The organism is Algoriphagus sp. Y33 (assembly GCF_014838715.1).
Taxonomy (GTDB): domain Bacteria; phylum Bacteroidota; class Bacteroidia; order Cytophagales; family Cyclobacteriaceae; genus Algoriphagus.
Genome location: NZ_CP061947.1, coordinates 4,229,860 through 4,253,481 on the forward strand (window position 1 = coordinate 4,229,860; position 23,622 = coordinate 4,253,481).

Genomic DNA, 23,622 nt, shown 5'->3' on the forward strand with positions numbered 1-23,622 from the left:
TATTGCCTAGCCTAAACTAAAAAGAAAATATAACACATAAAGCCCGATTCGAAAGAGTCGGGCTTTTTTCATTTAAAGCTCAGTAGTATGAAAGAACACAAGCAAATCAAAGACTGGGGCCTAGGATTGACAGGCCCAACTATCATCGCAGGCCCCTGCTCTGCAGAGACTCCGGAGCAAATCGAGCAGATCTGCATCGAGATGAAGGAAAACAATGTAATCCCATCCATGTTTCGTGCAGGCATCTGGAAGCCGAGAACCAGACCGGGAAGCTTCGAAGGGATAGGTGAAGAAGGATTAAAGTGGATGGAGATCGTCCGTCATCATCTGAATATCCCGATCACTGTGGAAGTGGGGAATGCAGCCCACGCAGAAATCGCCCTTAGAAATAATGTGGACGTGGTTTGGGTAGGTGCAAGAACTACAGTAAATCCTTTTGCAGTACAGGAAATTGCTGATGCCTTGAGAGGATCAGATATCCCTGTAATGGTAAAAAACCCGATGAATCCTGATCTTGATCTTTGGATGGGAGCTTTGGAAAGATTCCACGCGGTGGGTCTCACTAAACTGGCAGCTATTCACAGAGGATTCTCTGATGCATATGACAAGCGATACAGAAACAAACCAAACTGGTCAATGCCTATGCATTTGAAGCGCGTATGGACTGGAATGGAAGTAATCAATGATCCTTCTCATATCGTTGGAAAAAGAGATGGCATTCTGGAAATATCCCAGAAGGCTATGAACTTTGGTTTGGATGGCTTGATGATCGAAACTCACCACGATCCTGACAAAGCATGGTCTGATGCAAAGCAGCAAGTAACTCCGGCCCGTCTGAAAGAGATTTTGGATGCTATTGATTTCAAAAAACCGCTAGAATCCGAGCAGCCGAGTGAGCGTCTCAATGATCTGAGAAGAGCTGTGGATCACTTGGATGATCAGTTATTAGATATCCTTCAGGAGAGATTCGCCGTGATCGACCAAATCGGCGCACATAAAAGAGAGCATCACCTGTCCGTATTTCAGTCTGACCGCTGGAAAGAAGTAATGGAGGGACGTACCGCAAAGGGAGTTCAGAAAAACCTTAGCGAGAAATTTATGCGGGAGTTACTTTATTGTATCCATGAAGAATCAGTAAAGCGCCAGGAAAAGCAGCTTAGAGAAGCTGATCCCGTAAAAAAGTAAATTCATAATCACTGAGCTTATTGTAAATCTGAGGAGAACGTTTCTCCTCAGATTTTTACTCTAGTTTCAGACTCAGTAAACTCTCGTTTTCGTGAACTCAATTATCTTTTCTGAAAATGCGTCTGTTGATTTGACTGCTGTACTCAGCGAGCTCAAATTCTCCGGTCTTTTTATTCTAACTGATGAAAACACCAAAGAGCATTGTCTGCCCTTGGTGGAAGAAGTTTTCCCTTCCAACAGCACCTTTCTTACGATAGATTCCGGGGAGAAGAACAAGACAATCGCCACTTGCATGGAAATCTGGGCAGCGATGACCGAAGCCCAACTCGACAGAAAAGCGCTTTTCATCAATATTGGAGGAGGGGTGCTCGGCGATATGGGTGGATTTTGTGCCAGCATTTACAAAAGAGGAATCCGCTTTATCAATATGCCTACTACCCTTCTGAGCCAAGTGGATGCGAGTGTAGGCGGAAAACTGGGAGTGGATTTTGAAGGGCTGAAAAACCACCTTGGGGTATTCAACGAACCTGAAACGGTTATTGTAGCATCCGAATTCCTAAAGACTTTACCCGAGTTACAACTTAGATCAGGCTATGCCGAGATCATAAAGCACGGGCTGATCCGGGACAAGACCTATTTCGAGAGTTTGGATTTTGACCACTGGAAGAAGTCCTACTGGACACCGCTAATTCACCATTCTGTGGAAATCAAAAAAGCTGTTGTCAAAGAAGATCCGAAAGAAGCCGGTTTACGAAAAATATTGAATTTTGGACACACGATAGGCCATGCATTCGAAACTTACTTTTTGGACGGACCCCGACATCTATTGCATGGAGAAGCCATTGCCGTAGGCATGATCTGCGAAGCATGGCTTTCATACAAAAAATCAAACCTTTCGATGGCAGAAGTGAAGCAAATTCAATCTGCCTTCTTGAAAGTGTACGGCAAAATAGAAATTCTGGAAACTGATATTCCGGCGGTTCTGGATTTTTGCCTCCAAGACAAAAAGAATGAAGGCAAAGAATTGATGTTTTCTTTGCTCAACTCCATTGGTGATTGTACCTATAACATTCCTGTTACCAGGGAAGAAATCCGTGAAGCGATCCATTACTACCAAAATTTACCTCAAACCTAACTCCATATATTGTGAATACTGAAATCCTAGAAACGATTCATCTGGCTCAAAAATCAGATTTTTCGGCCACCCATATCCCACTTCCTTCTTCCAAAAGTGAATCCAACCGTGTACTTATTATAGATGCATTGACTGAAGGCAAAAATGAGCTGAGCAATCTTGCCGAAGCACGTGACACCCAGACTATGATCAGTCTGCTGAAGAAAAACCCGCCTGTATATGACGTGCTGGACGCAGGGACGACCATGCGTTTTTTGACTGCTTATACTGCGATCACCAATCAGAAAAAGGTGATGACGGGAACGCCAAGAATGTGCGAACGTCCGATTGGGATTTTGGTGGATGCGCTAAGGACAGTGGGTGCAGAAATTCATTACTTGGGTGTGGAAGGTTATCCTCCAATTGCGATCCATGGCCTTCCGGAGCAGAAAAGTGATAAAGTAAAAATCAGGGGAGACGTTTCCAGTCAATACATTTCGGCGATGCTTATGATCGCCCCTTTGCTACCAAAGGGATTGGAAGTTGAATTGGAAGGCAAAGTCGGTTCCCGCTCCTATATAGAAATGACATTGGATTCCATGTCTCAATTCGGAATCACCTACACCTGGACCGGGAATAAAATTTCTGTTCCCCATCAAGCCTATCATCCGACTACTTTTGCTGTAGAAAGCGACTGGTCCGGAGCCGGATATTGGTTCAGTCTATTGGCTTGCGCTGATTCAGGTGAACTTTTTCTCTCCGGTCTGAAAGAAAACAGCTTGCAGGGAGATTCTGCGGTAGTGGAAATCATGGATCAATTGGGAGTGAAAAGCACTTTTCAGAACGGGGGCGTTTTATTGCAAAAACAACCGGTAAAAGGCTTGAAAACCTGGGATTTTACCCATTGCCCAGACTTGGCTCAGACGATCGCCGTGACTTGCGCCATTTTAGGACAAAACGCAACTTTTACAGGACTGGAAAGTCTGAAAATAAAGGAGACAGATAGGATTTATGCCCTGCAACAGGAGCTTGCAAAATTCAATGCCGATTTAAAGGAAATAGAACCTGAAGTATATCAGGTAATTCCATCAGTGACCATGCCTTCAGAAGTGAAAATCCACACCTATGAAGATCACAGAATGGCGATGGCTTTTATGCCTTTGATCACCAAAACGAGGGTGAGCATAGAAGATCCATCCGTGGTGAATAAATCATATCCGAGCTTTTGGAAGCATTGCCGGCTTGCAGGAATTTCTATCGTAAGTCAATCCTAATCTATGAACCAGCTTAAAATAGCCATTCAAGGCGTACTTGGGTCTTTCCACCATCAAGTTGCGCTGCGTAATTTCGGTGAAGTCATAGAAATTCTAGATTTCACCACCTTCGAGCCGGTAGCACGATCGGTTGCAAATGGCGAAGCTGATTTTGCCGTGATGGCGATAGAGAATTCCATAGCCGGAGCGATTTTACCTAATTATGATTTGATAGACCGCTATGGATTAAGCATTCGGGATGAATATTACCTGCCTATCGGACATCAATTGATGGCACTTCCAGGACAGACTATCGAAGACATTACCGAAGTCCGCTCGCATCCTATGGCACTCCTGCAATGCAAGGCTTTTTTTGCGCAGCATCCTCATATCCGGCTCAAGGAAGATACCGACACAGCATCAGTAGCACGTGATATTGCCAAAGAAAACCTCAAAGGAGTCGCTGCAATAGCATCTACGATTGCGGCAGAAATCTACGGCATGGAAATCATTGCAGCGGATATTCAGACGGTGAAAAGTAATTTTACCCGCTTTATAATCCTTCAAAAAGAAGCTGTAAAACCTGCTAATTCAGTTAATAAAGCATCAATAAAAGTCACTATACAAAATCAACAAGGCGGACTGGCAAAACTGCTGACTTTAATTTCCGAAAACGGAATTGATTTGAGCAAAATCCAGTCTATTCCGGTGATCGAAAAACCTTGGGAGTATGCGTTTTTTATTGATTTGGTATTTGAGGATCATGTCATTTTCTCCCGGACAATTGAAGAAATTCGAATTACTTTTGGTGAAGTGAAGATTTTTGGAGAGTACTTGAGTCGGAAACAATGAAATCCTATTAGAATTTTATTGGGTTTTAGTATAAGGAAATTCCCCTTTCCCCCTTTAAGCAAGGGGGAATTACCTAATTTGAACCCCAATCATCAATTCAAGAACATAGGTTCTTTTACGCTGTTAAGCATTTAATAAATCAAAAGAATACACACATGAAAGGCTTTGCAGATAGAGTGGGCAGTGTGGAAGAATATTATTTTTCCGCTAAGCTCCGTGAGGTAAATCAGATGATAGCTGACGGAAAACCGGTGATCAATCTAGGAATAGGCAGTCCGGATTTGGCTCCGGACAAAAAAGTAACCGAAGCACTGAAAAGCACTGCTGACAATCCTCAGGCACATGGCTATCAAAGCTATCAGGGGATTCCTGAACTGAGGATTTCCATAGCAAATTTCTACTCCGGGGAATATGGGGTCAATCTTGATCCGAATAAGGAAATCCTGCCGATGATGGGTTCAAAGGAAGGAATTATGCATCTCAGCATGACTTTCTTAAATCCGGGTGATGAAGTGTTAATTCCAAACCCCGGCTATCCCACCTATACGTCTGTCACCAATTTACTGGATGCCAAACCCGTTTACTATACAATTGATCTGACTAAAGCCGGTCGACCGAATCTGGAAGAGCTGGAAAAACAAGATCTAAGCAAGGTGAAAGTCATGTGGATCAACTATCCGCATATGCCCACAGGCGCACCGGGTAGCAAGGCTATTTTGCAGGAATTAGTGGCCTTTGCCAAAAAACATGAAATTGTATTGCTTCATGACAATCCGTACAGTCATATTTTGACAAAAGAGCCAATTAGCATTTTGTCAATCCCCGAAGCGAAAGAGGTAGCAATGGAGCTGAATTCTCTGAGTAAGGCGTTTAATATGCCCGGCTGGCGTGTGGGTTTGCTTGCCGGACGGGAGGACTGGATTTCGAAAGTACTGAAAGTGAAAAGCAATATGGACTCCGGGATGTTTTTGGGAATCCAGAAGGGGGCTATCGCTGCACTGAATCTGGGAGAAAGTTGGTTTTCGGACATTGAAAGCACTTATCAAAACCGCAGAAAGTTGGTATGGAAACTCGCCGACAAACTCAACTTGATGTACGACACCAAAGCCGCCGGGTTATTTGTCTGGTGCAAAGTCCCTGATGATAAAACTGCCGATCAAGTGGTAGACGAGCTATTATACGAAAGAAATATATTTATCACGCCAGGTAAGATCTTCGGTTCGGAAGGCGAAAGCTATGTACGTTTTTCGCTTTGCATGCCGGAATTCAAGATCCTGGAAGCGATCAACCGCATTAAATAAGAGCACATGAACAAACTACACATTGTCGGATTGGGACTTCTTGGAGGCTCATTTGCTTTGGCAGCAAAAAACAAATTCCCTGAAATTCTGATTACAGGAAACGATGCAGACAAAAAAAATCTTCAGGATGCGCTAAATCTGGGAATCATTCAGGAAACAAAAGATATCCCCGACACGGACACGGATATTGTCATTCTGGCTACTCCTGCTGATACCTTGGGGAATTTGCTTTTAAAAACTCTTGATCAAATTAGTGAACACACCTTGGTTTTTGATGTGGGATCTACGAAAGCCAAACTTTGTGCTCTAGTAGCAGAGCATCCTAAAAGGAAACAATACCTGGCGGCTCACCCCATTGCGGGAACCGAGTATTCAGGGCCTAAAGCAGCGTTTACAGAGTTGTTGGACCGCAAAGTGATGATCATCTGTGATCTGGAAAAGACTGACTTACAATTGAAAGAAAAGGCTTATAAACTTTTTGATGCGCTAAATCTAAAGTTGAGATTTATGGATCCGGAGGAGCATGACCGTCACTTGGCATTTGTGTCTCATTTATCTCATATATCTTCATTTATGCTTGGCAAAACAGTCTTGCAGAAAATGGAAGACGAGAAGAACATCTTCGATATGGCGGGATCAGGATTTGCTTCCACCGTACGCTTGGCTAAATCCAGTCCGGCGATGTGGGCTCCTATTTTGACTGAAAACAAAGAAAATATTCTATCTGCCCTGGACGGTTATATTTCAAACCTGACCGCTTTCCGCCAGAAAATTGTAGCAAGTGATAGAGCAGGGCTTTCAGAAGAAATGACAGAAATTAATTCGATTCGGGATATTTTGGATCTGGAGAAATAAAGTAACTTCGGTTCTCAGATTTTTGATTTCGGCATAAAAAGGTGCCATTTGCTTTAGTAGCAAGTGGCGTTTTTTTTGAGGCCTGCTTTTTTTAAAAAAAACACCCATTTCCACACTTTTACTCTGCATAATTCAGAAATCCATTGAAGGTGAACCCAATAATTCTGATAAATCGTTAATTTGTACAAAAGCTTAGAAAGATGGATCTGAAAACCGCCAAACTTGAGGTGATTCAAAAAATCATGAATGTCTCCACAGAATCATTGCTGGAAAAAATTGACAACCTGCTCGAAGAAGAATTGATTGTCGCCTATACTTCCGCGGGTGCCCCATTGACCAAAAGAGAATATAATCTCCGGTTAGAAAAGGCAGAGCAACAAATAAGTTCTGGAGAATTTCTTTCTCAAGAAGATTTAGAAAAGGAAATTGAGAATTGGTAATGCCGGCTCTACGCATCATTTGGTCTAAACAAGCTAAGGAATCTCTAAAGGGAATTTTTGACTATTACAAAGACAAATCGTTGCAAGGAGCAAAAAATGTAAGGGCTGATCTATTGCAAACTCCGAAGAAGATTATCTTTGCAAAACAATATCAGAAGGACGATATCAATCCAAAATACTATAGAATTATAGTTAGAGAATACAAAATCCTGTATTTGGAAGAGGGTAATCGTATTCTAATTATTGATATTTTTTCTACTAGACAATCTCCCGACATTCTGGCATCGAAATAATCACCAATCCAACAGAAAGACACCCTATCAAGTAATTATTGGAATTATCTCCTACCAGTTACTTAAATATAACAATTCAAAAATCCTTATTATTAACTTCATTAAACCTAAACACATTTCTATGAAATACTTTTTCAGTCTAGCAATCTTGCTAATAACCACAGTCGGATTTTCCCAATCTTCTGATCAGTGGACCACAGCTGAAACCGCCAATCACCCGCTACCCAGACATGAAAACTCATTCGTAGAATGCGATGGCAAGTTTTACCTTTTGGGCGGAAGAGGTATCAAACCAATTGAAGAATACAATCCGAAAACAAAAACCTGGAAAACCTTGGCGGAAGCACCGATAGAATTCCATCATTTCCAAGCCATCTCGTTTAAGGATGAAATCTATGTGATCGGAGCATTGACAGGCGGCTATCCTCATGAAACCCCTTTGTCACATTTCTTGGTTTTCAATCCAAAAACCAACACATGGCGGGAAGGGGCGGAAATCCCGGAAGAGAGGCGAAGAGGTTCTGCGGGAGTTTTGGTACGTGGTGATAAAATCTATATGGTCTGCGGCATTGTAGATGGTCATTATGCTGATTTTGTGCCTTGGCTCGATGAATATGATACCAAAACAGGTGAATGGACGGTGCTTCCTGATGCCCCAAGACCACGGGATCACTTTGGTGCAGTACTCGTGGATAACAAAATTTACGCTGCGGGCGGCAGGACTTCCCATGCCGAAATAGGGAAAGTTCTGGATCTCGTGATTACTGAAGTGGACTATTTTGATTTTAAAACCAATTCTTGGAACACGGTTGAAGCTGGCTTGCCGACTCCAAGAGGAGGCACGTCTTCTATAGGAAAGGGGCATTATTTACTTGTAATGAACGGCGAAAGCACCGTGCAGGAAGCATCACATTCCGAAGTGGAAGTATTGGACACCAGAACGGGTGAGTGGTCAAGGCTAGCGGATCTGAATCAAGGAAGACACGGTACAGGTGTGATATACTACAAAGGCAAACTGTATGTAGCTGCCGGAAGTGCAAACCGCGGCGGCGGGCCAGAGCTGAATGACATGGAAGTGCTGGAGTGGGAATAACCATTGCTGATTTCAAATAAGAACATTGATTTTTCACTTCGGTTCTCTGATCTCTCATTCCTTAATTTCCCTTAACAAAATCAGTTTTTGTTCAAAACCGGCTTCCATTTTGAATAACCACAAAGTAGAACTAACTAAACACACATGAAAACTTACTTAACTGTCCTATTAGCCTTCTTATTGGCTGCTCCGGTTTTTGCCCAGGATAACATGACCGTTCCTTTGATTGAAGTAGAGGGGGTTAGCGAAAGAAAGATTGCTCCTGATGAAGCAGCTTTCCAGATCAACCTAGAGGAAAAAGCCATGAAAGTCACCGATGCAGTACAAGTACTTAACAAAAAAACAGAGCTTCTTTCAAATGCGTTGAAAAAAGCCAAAATCAAAGATTACAAATTAATTGCTGATAATTATTCTGTAGATGTCAATCGCATTTACAGAGGAGGGACACAACGTGATTCCGGATATGTAGCCAGACAGTCTCTTCGCGTGGTGACCAACAGCAAAAATGAAGACTTGCAAAAAATTATTGAGTCAATTCAGGGAGCAGGAGACATGAGTTTTAACTTAAATTTCCAGCTTTCAGAAGCTACTCAAAAATCACTTGAGAATGAACTGCTTACCGAGGCATTGAAAAATGCTGAAAGTAGAGCACTTTTAATCGCTCAAACATTAAACATTAAATCCATTCGGGTTCAGAGAGTGTCTTTGGATTCACAGCCAATTATACAATCATACGCCAAAATGGAAATGATGCGCTCCAGTGCAGATGCTGCGCCTACAATGATCAATCCTGATGACCAACGCATTGAAAAGCGAGTGTATGTAAAGTACACCTGGCAATAAAAAACCTTAACCTAACATAAATGAAGCTCTGGGATATATGTAATAACCCGGATTCCTTCCGAAGGAAAAAGAGGCTGTTCTTATTTTTTGAGACAGCCTTTTTTTGGGACATTTTACTTTTGACTAATTTAAAATTTAACCTATGCTTTCTCAAATGAAGCAATCCAACATCAGGAAAAAGCCCAAACTACATGCTACCATAGAAGCCAAATGTCAAGAAATTGGCTTTACGATGCCATCGGATGTTTATATAGGAACCCTTTTAAAAACTTTGGTAGCAAGTAAACCCAGTGGCAATTTCCTCGAACTAGGCACCGGCATCGGCTTGTCTCTATCTTGGATGGCAGACGGAATGGATGATTTTGGCAAGCTTATTTCTATAGATAACGACCCCAAACTAACGGAACTGGTCAGTCGACTTTTCAGCCAGGATTCCAGAGTCACTATTCTTTGCCAAGATGGTGCTGAGTGGATCAGAAGCTATAGCGGAGATGATTTTGATCTGATTTTTGCCGATGCATGGCCGGGAAAATACAGTGAATTAGACGAGACGTTGGCGCTGCTAAAAGTTGGGGGCATCTATGTGATTGACGATATGGACGAGCAGCCGAATTGGCCGGAAGGTCACGCCGAAAAAGCTGAAGAGCTAATCAGCACACTTGAGGCACGGGAAGACTTTTGCACCACAAAAATGAATTGGTCGACGGGGATAATACTAATGACCAAACTTTATTAAACCGTGGTTATCATCCCATCTCAATAGCACAGGTTCGGATCCTTTGCAAAAACAACGACTTTGAATTATTTTTTAACGTACTTTTTCAGCTTTATAAATTTCTCAATCACCTTTAACTTACGGAGAAAGTTTTAATCGCACACTCAACGAAAACCATAACAAAAAGGAAATCCCAGAAAGCGTAAGGCAAATCCAAAAAGTCGCTATACTTAAACCCGAAATGATATAAGATATAATGAACGATTCGAGAAGAGAATTTTTAAAGAAGGCTGCTTTGGTCACCGGTGGTGCAAGCATCTGGAGTGCAATGCCCTCAGCCGTCCAGCGGGCTATGGCTATCCCTGCAGCACCCGGAACCACTTTCTACGATGCAGAACATGTAGTCATGTTGATGCAGGAAAACAGGTCTTTTGACCATTGCTTTGGCACCATGAAGGGCGTTCGCGGATTCAATGACCCTAGGGCAATTTCTCTTCCCGACCAAAATCCTGTTTGGCTTCAACCGGACAAGGATGGCAACCGGTTTGCTCCTTTTCGCTTTGACATCAAAGATACTAAAGCCACCTGGATGAGTGGAACTCCCCATTCATGGGAAAATCAAGTGGATGCAAGAAACGAAGGGAAATACAACAATTGGATAGAGGCAAAAAGACCCGGGGGGGAATTTTATGACATGCCTTTGACTATGGGTTATTATAGTAGAGAAGACTTACCTTTCTACTATGCCCTGGCTGATGCGTTTACGGTGTGTGATCAGCACTTTTGCGCCGCACTTACCGGCACTACTACCAATAGAAGTTACTTCTGGACGGGAAAAACCCATGGAGCAGATGGCGAGAAAGCCAAAGTCAGAAACGGGGAGTTAACCTATGATAAGGAGGGGAATTGGAAAACCTTTCCTGAGCGGCTTGAGGAAAACGATATCTCTTGGAAAGTTTACCAAAATGAGCTCAGCATTACCTCCGAACTGGGAGGTGAAGCAGAATCGCTTTTGGCAAACTTCACAGACAACAATTTGGAATGGTTTTCACAATATGGCGTACGATTCCATCCGGCTCATTACCTTTTTCTACAACAAAGAAAAAAGGGACTTCCTGCTGAAATAGCAACCCTAAAAGCACAACTAGAAAGCAATCCGGCCAATCCCGAAGGACTGAAAAAGGAACTGAAAGAGAAGGAAGATGGCTTGGCATATCTGGAAGCTTACCTAAAGAAATGGAATGAAGCCGAATTTGAAAAGCTTTCAGATCGCGCAAAAAATCTCCATAAAAAAGCTTTTCAAACGAACACCGGAGACCCTGATTATCATCAGACAGAAAAACTTTCTTACCAAGAAAACGGTGAAGACAGGGAAACTTTGATCCCCAAGGGAGACATCCTGCACCAATTCCGCAAAGATGTGAGAGAAGGCACTTTGCCTACAGTCACTTGGCTTGTAGCTCCACAGAAATTCTCTGATCATCCCAGCGCTCCCTGGTACGGTGCCTGGTATGCGTCCGAAGTGATGAATATCTTGACTGAGGATCCGGAAGTCTGGAAGAAAACAATCTTTATCGTCAATTACGATGAGAACGATGGCTATTTCGACCATATTCCACCTTTCGTGCCCCCACACCCCCACGAACCAAATGGCAAAATGTCCGAAGGTTTGTCCAGTGCAGGAGAATTTGTGACTGCCGAAGAAGAAATCAAAGCAGGATTCGATGCCGAAGAAGCAAGAACGAGTCCGGTAGGATTAGGATATAGAGTTCCTTTGATTATTGCCTCGCCATGGTCAAGAGGCGGATGGGTCAATTCTGAAGTATGTGACATCACTTCCACCATTCAGTTTCTGGAAAAATTCCTTTCTAAAAAAACCGGAAAAGTGATCGAGGAAACGAATATCAGTTCATGGAGACGAACTGTAAGCGGAGATTTGACCTCAGTTTTCAGACCTTACAATGGTGAGAAAATAACCCATGCTGAGCCGGTAGATCAGGAAGAATTCGTAAAGCAGATCTATAATGCCAAGTTTAAAAACGTCCCGACCAACTTCATCAAGCTATCTGAAGAAGAAGCTAAAAAAGAAGCACAAAACAGAAATAATTCAGCTGTTTTTGCTACTCAAGAACCGGGAACAAAACCATCCAATAAACTGTACTACGACTTGCATGCAGATGGGACGCTGAGCAAGGACGGAAAGAATTTTATCATCACTTTCTCAGCTTCCCAAGATCTTTTTGGTAAAGAGTCATTAGGCTCAGGATTCAATGTGTATGCACCGGGAAACTATCTAAATCAGAAAACCAAGAAGTTTGAAGCGGTGAAAACATGGGCGTTTGCCGTAAAGTCCGGAGACAGCATTTCTTATGAATGGCCAATTTCAGAATTTGAAAATGGGCTTTGCCACCTTCGGGTCTATGGGCCAAATGGCTTCTATCGCGAATTTAAGGGAGTTTCTCCCGCTTCACCTGTAGAAGTAGAGGCCAAATCACATTTGAAAAACGGGAAAATTACTGATGAACTTGAATTGAGAATCAAGAATACTTCCCTTTCCGATTTAACTATCCTTGTCAAGGATGCTGTTTACCTCAAGCTAAACAAGGAAATCAAGCTCACAGCCGGAGCAGAAACCTCCCTGAAAGCAGATACGAAGAAGCACCAAGGCTGGTACCAACTCAGTCTTACCGCTAAAGAGGATCCCCACCTGCAAATCACCTATGCAGGCAGGTTAGAAACGGGAAAAGACAGCATTTCTGATCCGCAGATGGGAAAAGTAATCTAACCCATTGCCTAGCTAGGGCTTGCTGAAAAAGTCTCAGGTATGCCAGCTTCAAGGCAGCCGAGTGAAGATGTATGCTTATACCTCGAATGAGGCCAACATAGAAGATGGTATGCCTGAGGCTAGCTTGAAAATCCCGATTTTGGGATTTTCTGATGCATAGATAAAGACCTATTGTGCTCAATAAGCTTGCACTTGCTTAAAAACCGTTCGCATCAAAAATGGGTTAATCATTCAAAATGATAGCTTTTGATCTACTACTGGCGTTTTTCAGCATGCCCTAGCTACACTGTCCCAAAAGCATAAAAATTATCACAAAAACCAAGACAGTGCCCAGGCATCCTCCACCTAGCTTATATGCACCGTAGCCTGCGATTAGTCCTTTGAAAAGATTATTCATGTCGGGAAATTTTAAGTTTTAAATTGATTGCTATGGCTCCGACCCACAAGTTGTGCCATAGCAGTTTTCAGTTTACAAACACATTGCTAAACCCAGAAAATCGAGCTTTCAGAAAGATTATTGGCTTTTTCAAAGCAACCTTTGAGTAAGAAAATCCCGATTTGAGACAAGAGCCATTTCCCAATTTGGGAAAAAGTCACTGTTGACCTGATGTTGTTTATATGATTTTCCGGAAATGCATTAAAAGAAATGTGATTATCCGCAATGATGCCAGTAACAATATTCTCTTTGCTTTATTGGACGGAAGACCGAAGACCGAAGTGGCCTTGACGCTAGTGTTTTCCGAATCCTATGATCACAAACGGAGATAGAAGAAGCATCATAATCTTATAAATAAAAGGATCAGCGATAACTTGCCTACCGGCAAGGCAGGTCAGCGAATTTTTCTGCGGTGATCTGCGGGAAATACCCGACTTTCAGAAAAAAGCAACTTAAGGATTGGCAAACATTAAAATTGAGCCCCCTTCTGTCTTCTGTCTTCCAGCTTTTAAAACACCAGTAAGCCGTGTTCCCTCAATATTTCCCAAACTTCCGATTCCAGTAATTCCTCAAAGTCTCCCAATTCCGATTCATAACTTTCCCGGATAGGTTTTAGCGTATTGAGGGTTTGTCCATAACTTACAGTAAGCAGCATTTCATATACCCACTGCCCCAAATCGAGCGGAAGTTCCATTGCAAAATCTTCCTTTTTCCCGGAGAAAATCAATTCTGAGAGCTCATCTTCTTCGAAAACCTGCAACTCCGGTTGAGCTCCAATCCACAAGATCCTATTTCGATCTTTATATTCCGGAGTAGGTTCATTCCTGATTTCATTCGCAATAAAATTCTTCGGGACTGTAGTCTTCGGAACTTTGGAATCAAACCAGTCTTGAAGCGGAACCTCAAAACACACCCCGTGCATGTAATTAAAAAGTGATTTGCGAAGTCCTTCACCGAAAAGCTCATGGTCAGCCCCTGTGGGATCATCGTGCGGAAGGTCATTGTTTGCGAAAGTACCTTCGACAGGCATCAAATTAATCGCACCAAATGCCTTTGGATCAAGACCGACAGGACTATGCGCCGTCATCGCAAAGCGGTGCCAGAAACCGGACTGGATCACACCAGCCTGGATCAGCTGCCTCACCATTTCCAGCGAATCTATCGTCTCTTGGGCGGTTTGCGTAGGAAAACCATACATCAGATACGCATGAACCATGATTCCCGCTTGGGTAAAGTGATTGGTCACCTGAGCTACCTGTGAGACAGTCACTCCTTTTTTGATCAATGCCAACAAACGGTCAGAGGCCACTTCCAAACCTCCGGAAACGGCAATGCAACCCGATGCTCTAAGCAAGCGACAAAGGTCAGCGGTGAAGCTGCTTTCAAATCTGATATTGGTCCACCAAGTCACAGAAAGCTGTCTGCGGAGAATCTCAATTGCCAAATCCCGCATTAATGCCGGGGGCGCAGCTTCATCTACAAAGTGGAATCCATTCTCTCCGGTTTGAGCGATAATTTCTTCTATTCTATCACACAAAATTGAAGCGGTGATAGGCTCGTATCTCCCTATATAATCCAGAGACACATCGCAAAAAGTACACTTACCCCAATAGCAGCCATGTGCCAATGTCATCTTATTCCAGCGACCATCAGACCAAAGTCTATGCATGGGATTGGCTACTTCTATGACAGAAAGGTATTCGCGGATCAGCAAATCGCTGTAATCCGGAGTTCCTACTTCACGCTGAGGAACATCCTTGGCAGGATTACTATTACAAAAAGTCACTTTCCCATCAATTCTAGCAAAGGTTCTTTTCAAATCAGTTATTGGGATTTTCCCATCAAGATGATCCAATAATAAGCGAATGGGCGCTTCCCCATCATCAAGCACAATAAAGTCCATGTAATCAAAAACCCTTGGTTCTTTCAAAGAACGAAGTTCTGTATTGGGATACCCTCCCCCCATCCAAAGCACCAGTTCGGGATGGTGTTTTTTGAGGTATTGACCGCATTTGAAAGCGCCGTATAGATTTCCCGGGAAAGGCACTGAAAAAGCCACGGAAGTCGGTTGATACTGCCGGATTTTTTGCTCAAGCAAATCACACATCATCCCGTCGATTAAGCCGGAATCCTGATGCAAAGCTTGATGCATCTCATCAAAAGAATTGGCAGAAAGCCCCAGCCGCTCTGCATATCTGCTAAAGCCAAAATGCGGATCAATCTGCTCAGTGATCAAATCCCCAATATCTTCCAAATAGAGCGTGGCAAAATACCTAGCCTTATCCCGAATTCCAAGCGTACCAAAAGCCCACTCCAAATCATCCAGCTGCTCAAAGCGACTTGCCTCAGGCAGGTAATCTCCTTCAGCAATTCTGTAGGCAAGCGTTGGATTTTTATCCTGCAGAAATGCGATCACAGGATCTATGGATTGTAGATAGTTGGCCTTCAGACGTACAATACGGGCAGCATTATCAGACAATTCTGACTGTTTGGATGCTATCTTTTCGAAGATTTTGGTTAAGCCAGTCTTGGAAAAAAGCTGCAAAATCACCTCAATCCCCAGATCCACCTGATTGGAGCCCACACCGATTTGATTGAGGTACCCCTTCAGATAGGCAGTCGCCGGATAAGGTGTATTCAGCTGGGTAAAAGGCGGAGTGATAAAGAGAACTTTCGAAGCCAAGATGTAAGAAGAGTGATTTACGGCTGCAAGTTCGCAAGAATAGTTAAGTAATAGGAGCATTCATATAATTACAGATCTCCGTCTAATTTTAAAACAAGAAATGGAATTGAGGCAATTCCCCCTTTCTTAAAGGGGGCAAGGGGGATTTAGTTCTCAATAGCTTAGGAAATTACACGAGCGAATATATTTACTTCCGGCAAATCAGTAAATTACGGGAGAACCCATAAAACCAGAACCATGAACGAATTAAGAAAAGAAGACATCAGCCAAGAAGTTTTTGACCTATACGACGCCTACGCCCACAACAAACTGGAACGAAGACAATTTATAGAAAAGCTCTCCGCCTACGCAGTCGGTGGAATTACAGTCGCTGCTCTGATGAGTGCGATGATGCCAAATTATAAAGATACCCGCACCATCAAATCCGATGATCCGCGCTTAGCATCCGAATACATCACCTATGACTCTCCTAAGGGAGGCGGCGAAATCAAAGGACTGCTCTCCATCCCTCAGGGAACTACCGGCAAAGTGCCTGGAGTGGTGGTCGTCCACGAAAACCGCGGATTAAATCCCTACATCGAGGATGTGGGAAGAAGAACGGCTGTAGATGGATTTATCTCTTTGGCTCCGGATGCACTTACTCCGCTGGGCGGCTACCCGGGAAATGATGATCAAGGACGTGAAATGCAAAGCAAAAGAGACCGGAATGAAATGCTGGAGGATTTTATCGCCGCTTACGAGTATTTGAAAACACATCCGAATTGCAATGGCAAGGTCGGTGTAGTAGGGTTTTGTTTCGGGGGCTGGATAGCCAATATGATGGCAGTGCGGATCCCGGAACTTGGCGCGGCAGTGCCTTACTATGGAGGTCAACCTTCAGCGGAAGAAGCTGTCCTAGTTAATACACCATTAATGTTGCATTTTGCAAGTTTAGACGAGCGGGTAAATGCCGGCTGGCCGGCCTACGAGGAAGTCTTAAAGGAAAACGGAGTAGAATACCAGGCATTTATCTATCCGGATGTCAACCATGGTTTTCACAATAACACTACCCCTAGATACGATGAAGCTGCTGCTACTTTAGCATGGGAAAGGACGGTTGGGTTCTTTAAAGTTCATTTGCAGGGGTGAGCCACTAGAATAATGAGGTTGTCTGAAAAAAGGTGATACAGCCTCATTTCTAAAACAATAACCGTTTCCCACTTTGTATGTCATTTGAATGATCCCGAAGGGATCAAACTTCTCAATAACCATGGGTACAACCCATGGACAACCGAATAATATACGATTCCAAACGACCCCGGAGGGTGTCGAACTTTCGGCTAATCCCGAATTTCTCCGCCCAAGTGAGTATCTCCACTCACTTGCTTATTGGTTGTTTTAAAGCATAAATTAAATGGCTGGAAGAAGGTTGTGAGTGAGGACACTCACAACGGCGATAAAAAGTGGTGAGTAAGGACACAGACCACGGTGGCAGCAGACTGGCTGCTCAGTCTGGCAAGAAAACATGATTATGAGACAGCCACGGCGGTGGAAGCAGGTTTTCCGGATTTTCCCATTCCAACTCCCCACCTCGGCTTATTAATTGCTAGCTTTAGGATAACGACATTCTATTTTTATATATGAGAGATAATAAATTCAATATCGCCGTACTTATAGACGGTGACAATGCCCAAGCAAAACTAATCAAAGAAATACTGGAAGAAGTTTCCAAATACGGAAAAGCCACCATCCGTAGAATATATGGAGACTGGACTACTCCCCATATGAACAGCTGGAAGGAATTGATCAATCTTCACTCCTTCAGTCCCATACAGAAATTCTCCTATACCACCGGCAAGAATTCTACCGACAGCTCGATGATCATCGATGCAATGGATATACTCCACAGTAAAAGTGTAGATGGTTTTTGTATCGTTTCCTCGGATTCTGATTACACGGGATTGGCAAAAAGAATCCGTGAAGAAGGCTTGTTTGTGATGGGAATAGGCCGTAGAATCACTCCAAAAGCCTTTGTGCAATCCTGCGAGATTTTCACTTATGCTGAGAATCTTTTGCCCGAGGAAAAGCCGAAAGCCACTTCGAAGAAAGTGGATAAATCCCAGGTCAGTACTACCCGGAAAAATGTGGTTTTGGTGGAAGAAGTCAAGGCAGAACAGCCGGAAAAGGAAAACGCAGAGCTGGATCTGAGCATAATAGACAAGGCCTTTGAAATATCCTCAGATGAAGAAGAGGAAATCCACATCGCAAAAATCGGGGCTTCACTGCGAAAGATAGATCCAAGTTTTGACCCAAGGTCGTATGGATTCAGAAATCTGACAGAGCTCTTTAGAAGTTTGAAAAAATACCAAGTGATGAAAAATGAAGTAAATGGGCTAAATTATCCACTGGTAAAATTGAAATAGGACTGGATCAAAGACAGTTTGAAACACCGAATTAAAACCAATCTCTATGAAAAAACTCTTACTTCTCCCCTTTTTGATCTATGGTTTCACCGCATTTCCCCAGTCTACTTTCAGATCCGTACTTGAAAAACTCACCGACGAAAATTGGCAGCATGGGCTGAACCTATTGCAAGAGATAGTCAGTATGCCAAATGACGCTGCACATCCTGATCAAATGGAAGAAAACATTGCTTGGTGTGAAAGAGAATTCGGCGAAAGAGGTTGGATTTCTGAAAAACTGGAAACAAGTGGAATTCCCTTGCTTCTAGTAAGCAAAAAGCAAGCAGGAGCTTCAAAAACGGCTCTTTTCTATTTCCACATGGATGGGCAGGCGGTAGACCGAAGTAAGTGGAATCAGCCTGATCCCTATGTACCGGTGCTTAAAGCAGTAAACACCTCATCAGGAGAATGGGAAATTATCCTTTCAGAAAATCTTAAAACGGGATATGACGCAGATTGGAGAATATTTGCACGGTCCACTTCGGATGACAAAGGCCCGATCGCCATGTTTCTTACCGGATGGGATGCACTTAAGAAAGCCGGTATTGCCCCAAATTATAATATCAAAATAATCCTGGACTTCGAAGAAGAGCAGGGATCCCCCAATTTGCCAAGTGCGGTGTTGAACTACAAAGAAAAACTTGAGGCTGATTTAATGCTGATCATGGATGGCCCGCGCCATACAAGCAATGAACCTACACTGAGCTATGGTGCCCGTGGAATCTCTGAAATGACACTTACTACCTACGGACCTAAATTCCCTCAGCACAGCGGTCACTACGGTAATTACGCTCCAAACCCGGGATTTCTTTTGGCTCAGCTTATAGCCGGTATGAAAGATGAAAATGGAAAAGTTACAATTCCCGGCTATTATGATGGAATCGTACTGACTGAAACAGAAAAGGCGATCTTGGCTCAAGTCCCTGATGATGAAGAGGCAATTCGTCAAAAATTAGGGATTGGCAGAACGGATCAGGTAGGGGAAACTTACCAAGAAAGTATCCAGTACCCGTCTCTAAATATCAGAGGCATGGAATCTGCCTGGATAGGGAAAGAAGCCAGAACTATTGTGCCTGCCACTGCGGTAGCCGAAATCGATGTAAGGCTAGTTCCGGAATCTGATCCTGAGCGTTTGTTTGACCTCATCAAAAAACACATAACGCGACAAGGATTCCATATTACGGATCATGATCCCAGCGATGAGGAGCGGATGAAGTATCCTAAAATCGTCAAAATGAACTACTCTATTTCTTATCAGGCGTTCCGTACTCCCATGGATTCTGAGGCTGGTGCATGGCTGAGATCTGCTATGAATCGAGCCTATGGCAAGGATCCTGTCCAAATCCGGATCTCAGGTGGTTCTATCCCTATCTCCCCTTTTGTGGATGCCCTGGGAATCCCGGCAGTAACTATCCCAACTGTCAATCCTGATAACAATCAGCATAGTCCCAATGAAAATATCAGATTGGGAAACTACAAGGAAGGTATTACAGCAGTGATGGCTATTTTAACCCAAGAACTTTAGAATTCAATTCAGCAAATCACTCTATTTCCTCCAGTTTAAACACTTCAAAGCTCATCAAGTCTTCCTTATTCGCGCAGGATTGTCGGGATGACTGATAGAAATGTATAAACCTTCCTTGCCCACAAAGGAATTTCCGGGATAATAGGTAGTATCAGGCATCAGTGTTTCTCCCAAGATATTTAATTCCTTATCAAGTATCATCACGGCAAACTTCCGTGGGAATCTCCTCAATTGGTCTATTTCCTCTTCATTTTGTACATCTACTTTGGGAAATACAAAGCGATAAAATACGCCCCTAAATTCATCATACAAGATCCGCTCGTAGCGGTCAGATGCCAATACATATTTCATGGTTTCGAAGCGATCTGTACTATCGAAACTCTCGAAGCTTTCCTCCATGAATTGGCTTTTGGAATTTACAGTTTTCAGGAGGTTTCCCTGCAAATCTGTTACATAAAGATTATGGTCAGCTACAAGTGAATAAACTAACCTGTCATCCGTAGCAGCCATACTGAAATCCAGAAGTTTTGCGCCGGAAGCATTATAATCCGCCGGCCAGCTTATAGGCAAAAGATCCACTTCGGAATTCTTTAAATCAATACTATATCCGAATTTTTTGGATGACAATTCCTCCCCGGTAATTTCGCGCAGATTCCCTTCAAATTTTGCATTTACCAATAACTTATCCCCAATCAAAACGGGCTTATACGTGAAGTGGGCATTATGTATAAAAGCACTTGTATAGCCTAAAGGAGGTTCATAGTGAAATTTGGCTTTGATATGGGCACTAGTATCCGTTAGATGAAGATTTTGCATAGGATACCCAAAAAGAAAAATACTGTCCATACTATGCACATAAAAACCTTGGACAAAACCTACGCCCCCGGGACCCTGCAGCTCAAAAACCATTCTCTTTTTCAGTGTCTGGGAGTCCAGGTTGTATAGTTGGATTTCATTGTTGGAAAAATTGAGGTTAAACAACCAAGCTCCATTTTCGTCCTGAAAAGCCACTAAACCATCACTGACATTCGAAGTTTGGCTGTCTATTTGTAGAGAAATCAGCTGCCCGTCAGACACTAGTTCCTGTGGGGTGGTAATGTTCTCTTGACCGGATCCGCAGCTTTGTAAAAAACTCAGTGCCATCAACAGCAGAAATGAAAAGAGGTAAGATTTTTTCATAAACCTAATTTAAAAGTTTCAGCTTATAATAGACTATATAATCCTCCTCAGTTTCAAAAAAATCCGGATGTTTCCATGCTATTATTTCATCCCCCTCAGTCAGTATGGTAGAAAAGATCAGACCTTTTGGGACAGAAATGTCATTTTGAAGTAAATTAAACTCAGCATCGAAAACAGCAATATAATTAGCTTTTAGCTTCTCCAGTTCCCTACGACCCGAATCCTCATTCTTATCAAGTTGTCGAGCGATTTCCTCTTGAATTCCTTTAATGTAAATGACGAAGGTTTTATTCTTTGACTTGTAGATTTCCCGAATTGTCCCCGGAAAGTTATTAGCAGTCAACTCGTTATATTCTTCTTCTTTTTCGAAAGGAACACCAAGTAGGTTCGATAGCATCACTCACTTCGAGACTTACCTCTTTTTGTAAATTTATTTCACCATTCTCTTCCCTGTAAATCCAAAATTTCATTTCATTTCTGAAATAAAGCAGCCATTCGCTATCAGATTGAATTACTGTTGGGAACATCCAAAAATAAAAATTTCCGTCACTATAGATTGAGCTAGGAGGAAATGGCATTGTCTCACGGCTAGCATCAGAAAGGGTGTCAATTACTTCTAAAATTGGTTTCCCATAAATCCCCTCAAATACGCTCTTCATTGATTGATCTCTGGCGTGTTCGCCATGTTGTGGACGGATAAATGCGATCTCATGTCCCAAAGGATAAAAAGGATCCCCCTTCAATCCATTCACATAAAAATAATCGAAAGGTAAATCATACTGCCACATTCGATTTCCTTGGTAATTGTATCTAAAAAATCCTTCACTAGAGTTATTTAATTCGATATTTCCATCCCTCAAGCCAAGTGGATTTATCCTGCCTTGCAAAGCTTGAGGTCCATCTGAAGGGAAATCAAAGGTTGAAGTGATCTTGCCTTTACTATCCAAGATTAATACTTCTTTATCCCTGTTTCCCAAAGCCAAATAACTTTGACTAGCAGAGTCGTAATCTAGTATCCTCAAATTTCCCAAGTAATCAATCTGTAGTGAATCAACAATTTCTAAGCGAAAATCACCAACCTTCTTAGAGACAACGTCATCTTTCTGACTACATGAAAAATAACACACCACTAAGGCCGGAGGGAGTAAAAATCTATTCATCCCTGAAGTTAAAAACAAAAACTAAAGACATAAGTTAATTTTCCCTAAACTCAGTTCTTCGAAACAATATTGAAAACAAAAGCCCTATACTTCAGCAAAGCCACAAAAATCGCCCCTCCAAATGCATTACCCATCAAAGCGGTACTTTGGAATGACAGGTAGTCCCAAACTGAAATATCCGGAGAACTCAGCATACCCGAAAATACCTCAACACTCCCGATAATACTGTGATGAAGGCCTGTAAATGACATCACCGCAGTGATCATATAGATCATTACGATTCTACTGATCGTATCGCGTGAGGAGGCCAGCAGCCAGGAAAGCAGTCCCATCAGCCAACCCGCTACAATGGCACTTACAAATATCACGGGAATTTGGCATGAAGCGAATGTTTTGCCAAGATCACGACCACCTCATCATCGAAAATTCCCAAATGAGGTCCAAGCCACAATAAAATTCCCGAGATAATATACCCGCCTACCAAGTTGCCTGCGATCACAATTCCCCAAAGCCTTAACATACTTCCTATTGATCGCTTTTTATTCAAAACCGGTAAAGTCAGCAATGCAGTCTGCTCTGTGAATAGAATACTTTGGCCCATTACCACCAAAATAAAACCTACCGGATAGACTAATGCCACCACTCTGATAATAGAATCAGAATCCATCTTTCCCATTAAGAAGAAGTATAACGTACATAGCAGTAAATAGCTAAATCCAATTTCCAACCCGGCAGTCAACGAACTTGTAAAAAGACTTCGGTCCCTTTTGTCATACACTTCCATGGCATCGGTGATCTGATCGCGAAGTATCTCTCCATGCGTCTTGGCTGAATCTACACTTTTAGACTTTGATTTACGGAGTTGGTTATCTATTTCACGTTGCTGCGCTGCTAATATCTGTTCCTCTGTCATTTCTTTTTTCCAAGCCATCCGATACGTAGTAATGTTATTCTCCCATCAATCTAGTCCAATACAACAAGTTTTAAAGAATTAAGTTTGATAGAGGGCTGATATAAAAGTAGCTCTGCACTATTTCAAGTCAGAGTATTTCATCAGCAATCCACTTGTAGTATTATTTCACCCTCGCTTCCCAAATCCTCATAAAAAGCATATGAGCCATTCTTCTTGCATGTTCCTTGGCATAATTTGCATTTTCCCCTTCGAAATATCGGTCAAGCGTCTCAAACCACAACTCCAACCAATGTCCAAAATGCACCTGCTCTATGCTATTATTCACTTCAGCATCCACTGTTCTGTGCACTTTGACCGGGTTGAATTTACCTGCTCCGGGGCCGGTCTGTAGCAGGATCATCTCCCAAAAATCACTCAGATGGACCAGATGCGTATCCCAATCTTTCACCACACCATTGAAAATCGGACCAAGCGTCTCATGTTTGCGTACCTGATCATAAAATCTCCTAACCAGAAAATCTACCTCTTTGCGTGAGCTTATATCAAGTTTATCCAT

The 23,622-nt window shown here is 42.7% G+C and carries 22 protein-coding genes; 15 read left to right on the forward strand and 7 right to left on the reverse strand.

What is annotated here, in order from left to right:
• Positions 1–87 precede the first annotated feature (87 nt).
• From ID165_RS16920 to ID165_RS16975, 12 genes are all read left to right on the forward strand, one after another.
• On the forward strand, positions 88–1,185 hold the full coding sequence (locus tag ID165_RS16920; RefSeq protein WP_192346280.1) for a chorismate mutase: 1,098 nt from the start codon (positions 88–90) through the stop codon (positions 1,183–1,185).
• A 91-nt stretch (positions 1,186–1,276) separates the two neighbouring features.
• The gene (aroB, locus tag ID165_RS16925; RefSeq protein ID WP_192346282.1) at positions 1,277–2,320 is read left to right on the forward strand and encodes a 3-dehydroquinate synthase; all 1,044 of its coding nucleotides are present in this window, start codon (positions 1,277–1,279) and stop codon (positions 2,318–2,320) included.
• A gap of 11 nt (positions 2,321–2,331) precedes the next feature.
• Positions 2,332–3,573: a 3-phosphoshikimate 1-carboxyvinyltransferase gene (locus ID165_RS16930; RefSeq protein WP_192346284.1), complete on the forward strand. Its 1,242-nt coding sequence runs from the start codon at positions 2,332–2,334 to the stop codon at positions 3,571–3,573.
• A gap of 3 nt (positions 3,574–3,576) precedes the next feature.
• The gene (locus ID165_RS16935) at positions 3,577–4,404 is read left to right on the forward strand and encodes a prephenate dehydratase (protein WP_192346286.1); all 828 of its coding nucleotides are present in this window, start codon (positions 3,577–3,579) and stop codon (positions 4,402–4,404) included.
• 155 nt (positions 4,405–4,559) lie between these two features.
• Positions 4,560–5,705 (forward strand): pyridoxal phosphate-dependent aminotransferase, encoded by a 1,146-nt coding sequence (locus ID165_RS16940; protein ID WP_192346288.1) that lies wholly within the window; start codon positions 4,560–4,562, stop codon positions 5,703–5,705.
• A 6-nt stretch (positions 5,706–5,711) separates the two neighbouring features.
• A complete protein-coding gene (locus tag ID165_RS16945) occupies positions 5,712–6,560 on the forward strand; it encodes a prephenate dehydrogenase (protein ID WP_192346290.1) in 849 nt (282 codons plus the stop codon).
• A gap of 200 nt (positions 6,561–6,760) precedes the next feature.
• The gene (locus ID165_RS16950; RefSeq protein WP_192346292.1) at positions 6,761–7,000 is read left to right on the forward strand and encodes a hypothetical protein; all 240 of its coding nucleotides are present in this window, start codon (positions 6,761–6,763) and stop codon (positions 6,998–7,000) included.
• Positions 7,000–7,293, forward strand: a complete 294-nt coding sequence (locus ID165_RS16955) for a type II toxin-antitoxin system RelE/ParE family toxin (protein WP_192346294.1) — start codon at positions 7,000–7,002, stop codon at positions 7,291–7,293. The genes ID165_RS16950 and ID165_RS16955 overlap by 1 nt, the downstream gene beginning before the upstream one ends.
• A gap of 121 nt (positions 7,294–7,414) precedes the next feature.
• Positions 7,415–8,386, forward strand: coding sequence for a kelch repeat-containing protein (locus tag ID165_RS16960; protein WP_192346296.1), 972 nt, complete (start codon positions 7,415–7,417; stop codon positions 8,384–8,386).
• A 144-nt stretch (positions 8,387–8,530) separates the two neighbouring features.
• On the forward strand, positions 8,531–9,229 hold the full coding sequence (locus ID165_RS16965; RefSeq protein ID WP_192346298.1) for an SIMPL domain-containing protein: 699 nt from the start codon (positions 8,531–8,533) through the stop codon (positions 9,227–9,229).
• Positions 9,230–9,371: 142 nt separating this feature from the next.
• Positions 9,372–9,965, forward strand: coding sequence for an O-methyltransferase (locus tag ID165_RS16970; RefSeq protein WP_225586806.1), 594 nt, complete (start codon positions 9,372–9,374; stop codon positions 9,963–9,965).
• Positions 9,966–10,200: 235 nt separating this feature from the next.
• Positions 10,201–12,729: a phosphocholine-specific phospholipase C gene (locus tag ID165_RS16975; protein ID WP_192346300.1), complete on the forward strand. Its 2,529-nt coding sequence runs from the start codon at positions 10,201–10,203 to the stop codon at positions 12,727–12,729.
• A 944-nt stretch (positions 12,730–13,673) separates the two neighbouring features.
• Here the strand turns inward: ID165_RS16975 and ID165_RS16980 are convergent.
• Entirely contained in the window at positions 13,674–15,908 is a 2,235-nt protein-coding gene (locus ID165_RS16980; protein ID WP_225586808.1) for a radical SAM protein, read from the reverse strand.
• A 177-nt stretch (positions 15,909–16,085) separates the two neighbouring features.
• Between ID165_RS16980 and ID165_RS16985 the strand changes: the two genes are divergently transcribed.
• From ID165_RS16985 to ID165_RS16995, 3 genes are all read left to right on the forward strand, one after another.
• Positions 16,086–16,976, forward strand: a complete 891-nt coding sequence (locus ID165_RS16985; protein WP_192346302.1) for a dienelactone hydrolase family protein — start codon at positions 16,086–16,088, stop codon at positions 16,974–16,976.
• Between the two features lie 491 nt (positions 16,977–17,467).
• Entirely contained in the window at positions 17,468–18,250 is a 783-nt protein-coding gene (locus tag ID165_RS16990) for an NYN domain-containing protein (protein ID WP_192346304.1), read from the forward strand.
• A gap of 46 nt (positions 18,251–18,296) precedes the next feature.
• Positions 18,297–19,814: a M20/M25/M40 family metallo-hydrolase gene (locus tag ID165_RS16995; protein WP_192346306.1), complete on the forward strand. Its 1,518-nt coding sequence runs from the start codon at positions 18,297–18,299 to the stop codon at positions 19,812–19,814.
• 54 nt (positions 19,815–19,868) lie between these two features.
• Here ID165_RS16995 and ID165_RS17000 read toward each other — a convergent pair whose 3' ends face one another.
• From ID165_RS17000 to ID165_RS17020, 6 genes are all read right to left on the reverse strand, one after another.
• The gene (locus tag ID165_RS17000) at positions 19,869–20,993 is read right to left on the reverse strand and encodes a DUF4221 family protein (RefSeq protein ID WP_192346308.1); all 1,125 of its coding nucleotides are present in this window, start codon (positions 20,991–20,993) and stop codon (positions 19,869–19,871) included.
• 4 nt (positions 20,994–20,997) lie between these two features.
• On the reverse strand, positions 20,998–21,390 hold the full coding sequence (locus ID165_RS17005) for a hypothetical protein (RefSeq protein WP_192346310.1): 393 nt from the start codon (positions 21,388–21,390) through the stop codon (positions 20,998–21,000).
• Positions 21,341–22,153 carry a hypothetical protein gene (locus ID165_RS17010; protein ID WP_192346312.1) on the reverse strand — a complete coding sequence of 271 codons (813 nt, stop codon included), beginning with the start codon at positions 22,151–22,153 and terminating at the stop codon, positions 21,341–21,343. Before ID165_RS17010 ends, ID165_RS17005 begins: the two co-directional genes overlap by 50 nt.
• 50 nt (positions 22,154–22,203) lie before the next feature.
• Complete coding sequence (locus tag ID165_RS26945) at positions 22,204–22,521, reverse strand: formate/nitrite transporter family protein (RefSeq protein WP_255505040.1); 318 nt, start codon at positions 22,519–22,521, stop codon at positions 22,204–22,206.
• Positions 22,518–23,084: a formate/nitrite transporter family protein gene (locus tag ID165_RS26950; protein WP_255505041.1), complete on the reverse strand. Its 567-nt coding sequence runs from the start codon at positions 23,082–23,084 to the stop codon at positions 22,518–22,520. The genes ID165_RS26945 and ID165_RS26950 overlap by 4 nt, the downstream gene beginning before the upstream one ends.
• A gap of 142 nt (positions 23,085–23,226) precedes the next feature.
• Complete coding sequence (locus tag ID165_RS17020; RefSeq protein ID WP_192346314.1) at positions 23,227–23,622, reverse strand: group III truncated hemoglobin; 396 nt, start codon at positions 23,620–23,622, stop codon at positions 23,227–23,229.

Bases quoted from the DNA above. Each gene is read 5' to 3' on its own strand.
- ID165_RS16920 (WP_192346280.1), top strand. From the start codon at position 88: ATGAAAGAACACAAGCAAATCAAAGACTGGGGCCTAGGATTGACAGGC.
- ID165_RS16935 (WP_192346286.1), top strand. From the start codon at position 3,577: ATGAACCAGCTTAAAATAGCCATTCAAGGCGTACTTGGGTCTTTCCAC.
- ID165_RS16940 (WP_192346288.1), top strand. From the start codon at position 4,560: ATGAAAGGCTTTGCAGATAGAGTGGGCAGTGTGGAAGAATATTATTTT.
- ID165_RS16945 (WP_192346290.1), top strand. From the start codon at position 5,712: ATGAACAAACTACACATTGTCGGATTGGGACTTCTTGGAGGCTCATTT.
- ID165_RS16950 (WP_192346292.1), top strand. From the start codon at position 6,761: ATGGATCTGAAAACCGCCAAACTTGAGGTGATTCAAAAAATCATGAAT.
- ID165_RS16955 (WP_192346294.1), top strand. From the start codon at position 7,000: ATGCCGGCTCTACGCATCATTTGGTCTAAACAAGCTAAGGAATCTCTA.
- ID165_RS16960 (WP_192346296.1), top strand. From the start codon at position 7,415: ATGAAATACTTTTTCAGTCTAGCAATCTTGCTAATAACCACAGTCGGA.
- ID165_RS16965 (WP_192346298.1), top strand. From the start codon at position 8,531: ATGAAAACTTACTTAACTGTCCTATTAGCCTTCTTATTGGCTGCTCCG.
- ID165_RS16970 (WP_225586806.1), top strand. From the start codon at position 9,372: ATGCTTTCTCAAATGAAGCAATCCAACATCAGGAAAAAGCCCAAACTA.
- ID165_RS16975 (WP_192346300.1), top strand. From the start codon at position 10,201: ATGAACGATTCGAGAAGAGAATTTTTAAAGAAGGCTGCTTTGGTCACC.
- ID165_RS16980 (WP_225586808.1), bottom strand. From the start codon at position 15,908: ATGCTCCTATTACTTAACTATTCTTGCGAACTTGCAGCCGTAAATCAC.
- ID165_RS16985 (WP_192346302.1), top strand. From the start codon at position 16,086: ATGAACGAATTAAGAAAAGAAGACATCAGCCAAGAAGTTTTTGACCTA.
- ID165_RS16990 (WP_192346304.1), top strand. From the start codon at position 17,468: ATGAGAGATAATAAATTCAATATCGCCGTACTTATAGACGGTGACAAT.
- ID165_RS16995 (WP_192346306.1), top strand. From the start codon at position 18,297: ATGAAAAAACTCTTACTTCTCCCCTTTTTGATCTATGGTTTCACCGCA.
- ID165_RS17000 (WP_192346308.1), bottom strand. From the start codon at position 20,993: ATGAAAAAATCTTACCTCTTTTCATTTCTGCTGTTGATGGCACTGAGT.
- ID165_RS17005 (WP_192346310.1), bottom strand. From the start codon at position 21,390: ATGCTATCGAACCTACTTGGTGTTCCTTTCGAAAAAGAAGAAGAATAT.
- ID165_RS17010 (WP_192346312.1), bottom strand. From the start codon at position 22,153: ATGAATAGATTTTTACTCCCTCCGGCCTTAGTGGTGTGTTATTTTTCA.
- ID165_RS26950 (WP_255505041.1), bottom strand. From the start codon at position 23,084: ATGGCTTGGAAAAAAGAAATGACAGAGGAACAGATATTAGCAGCGCAG.
- ID165_RS17020 (WP_192346314.1), bottom strand. From the start codon at position 23,622: ATGGATAAACTTGATATAAGCTCACGCAAAGAGGTAGATTTTCTGGTT.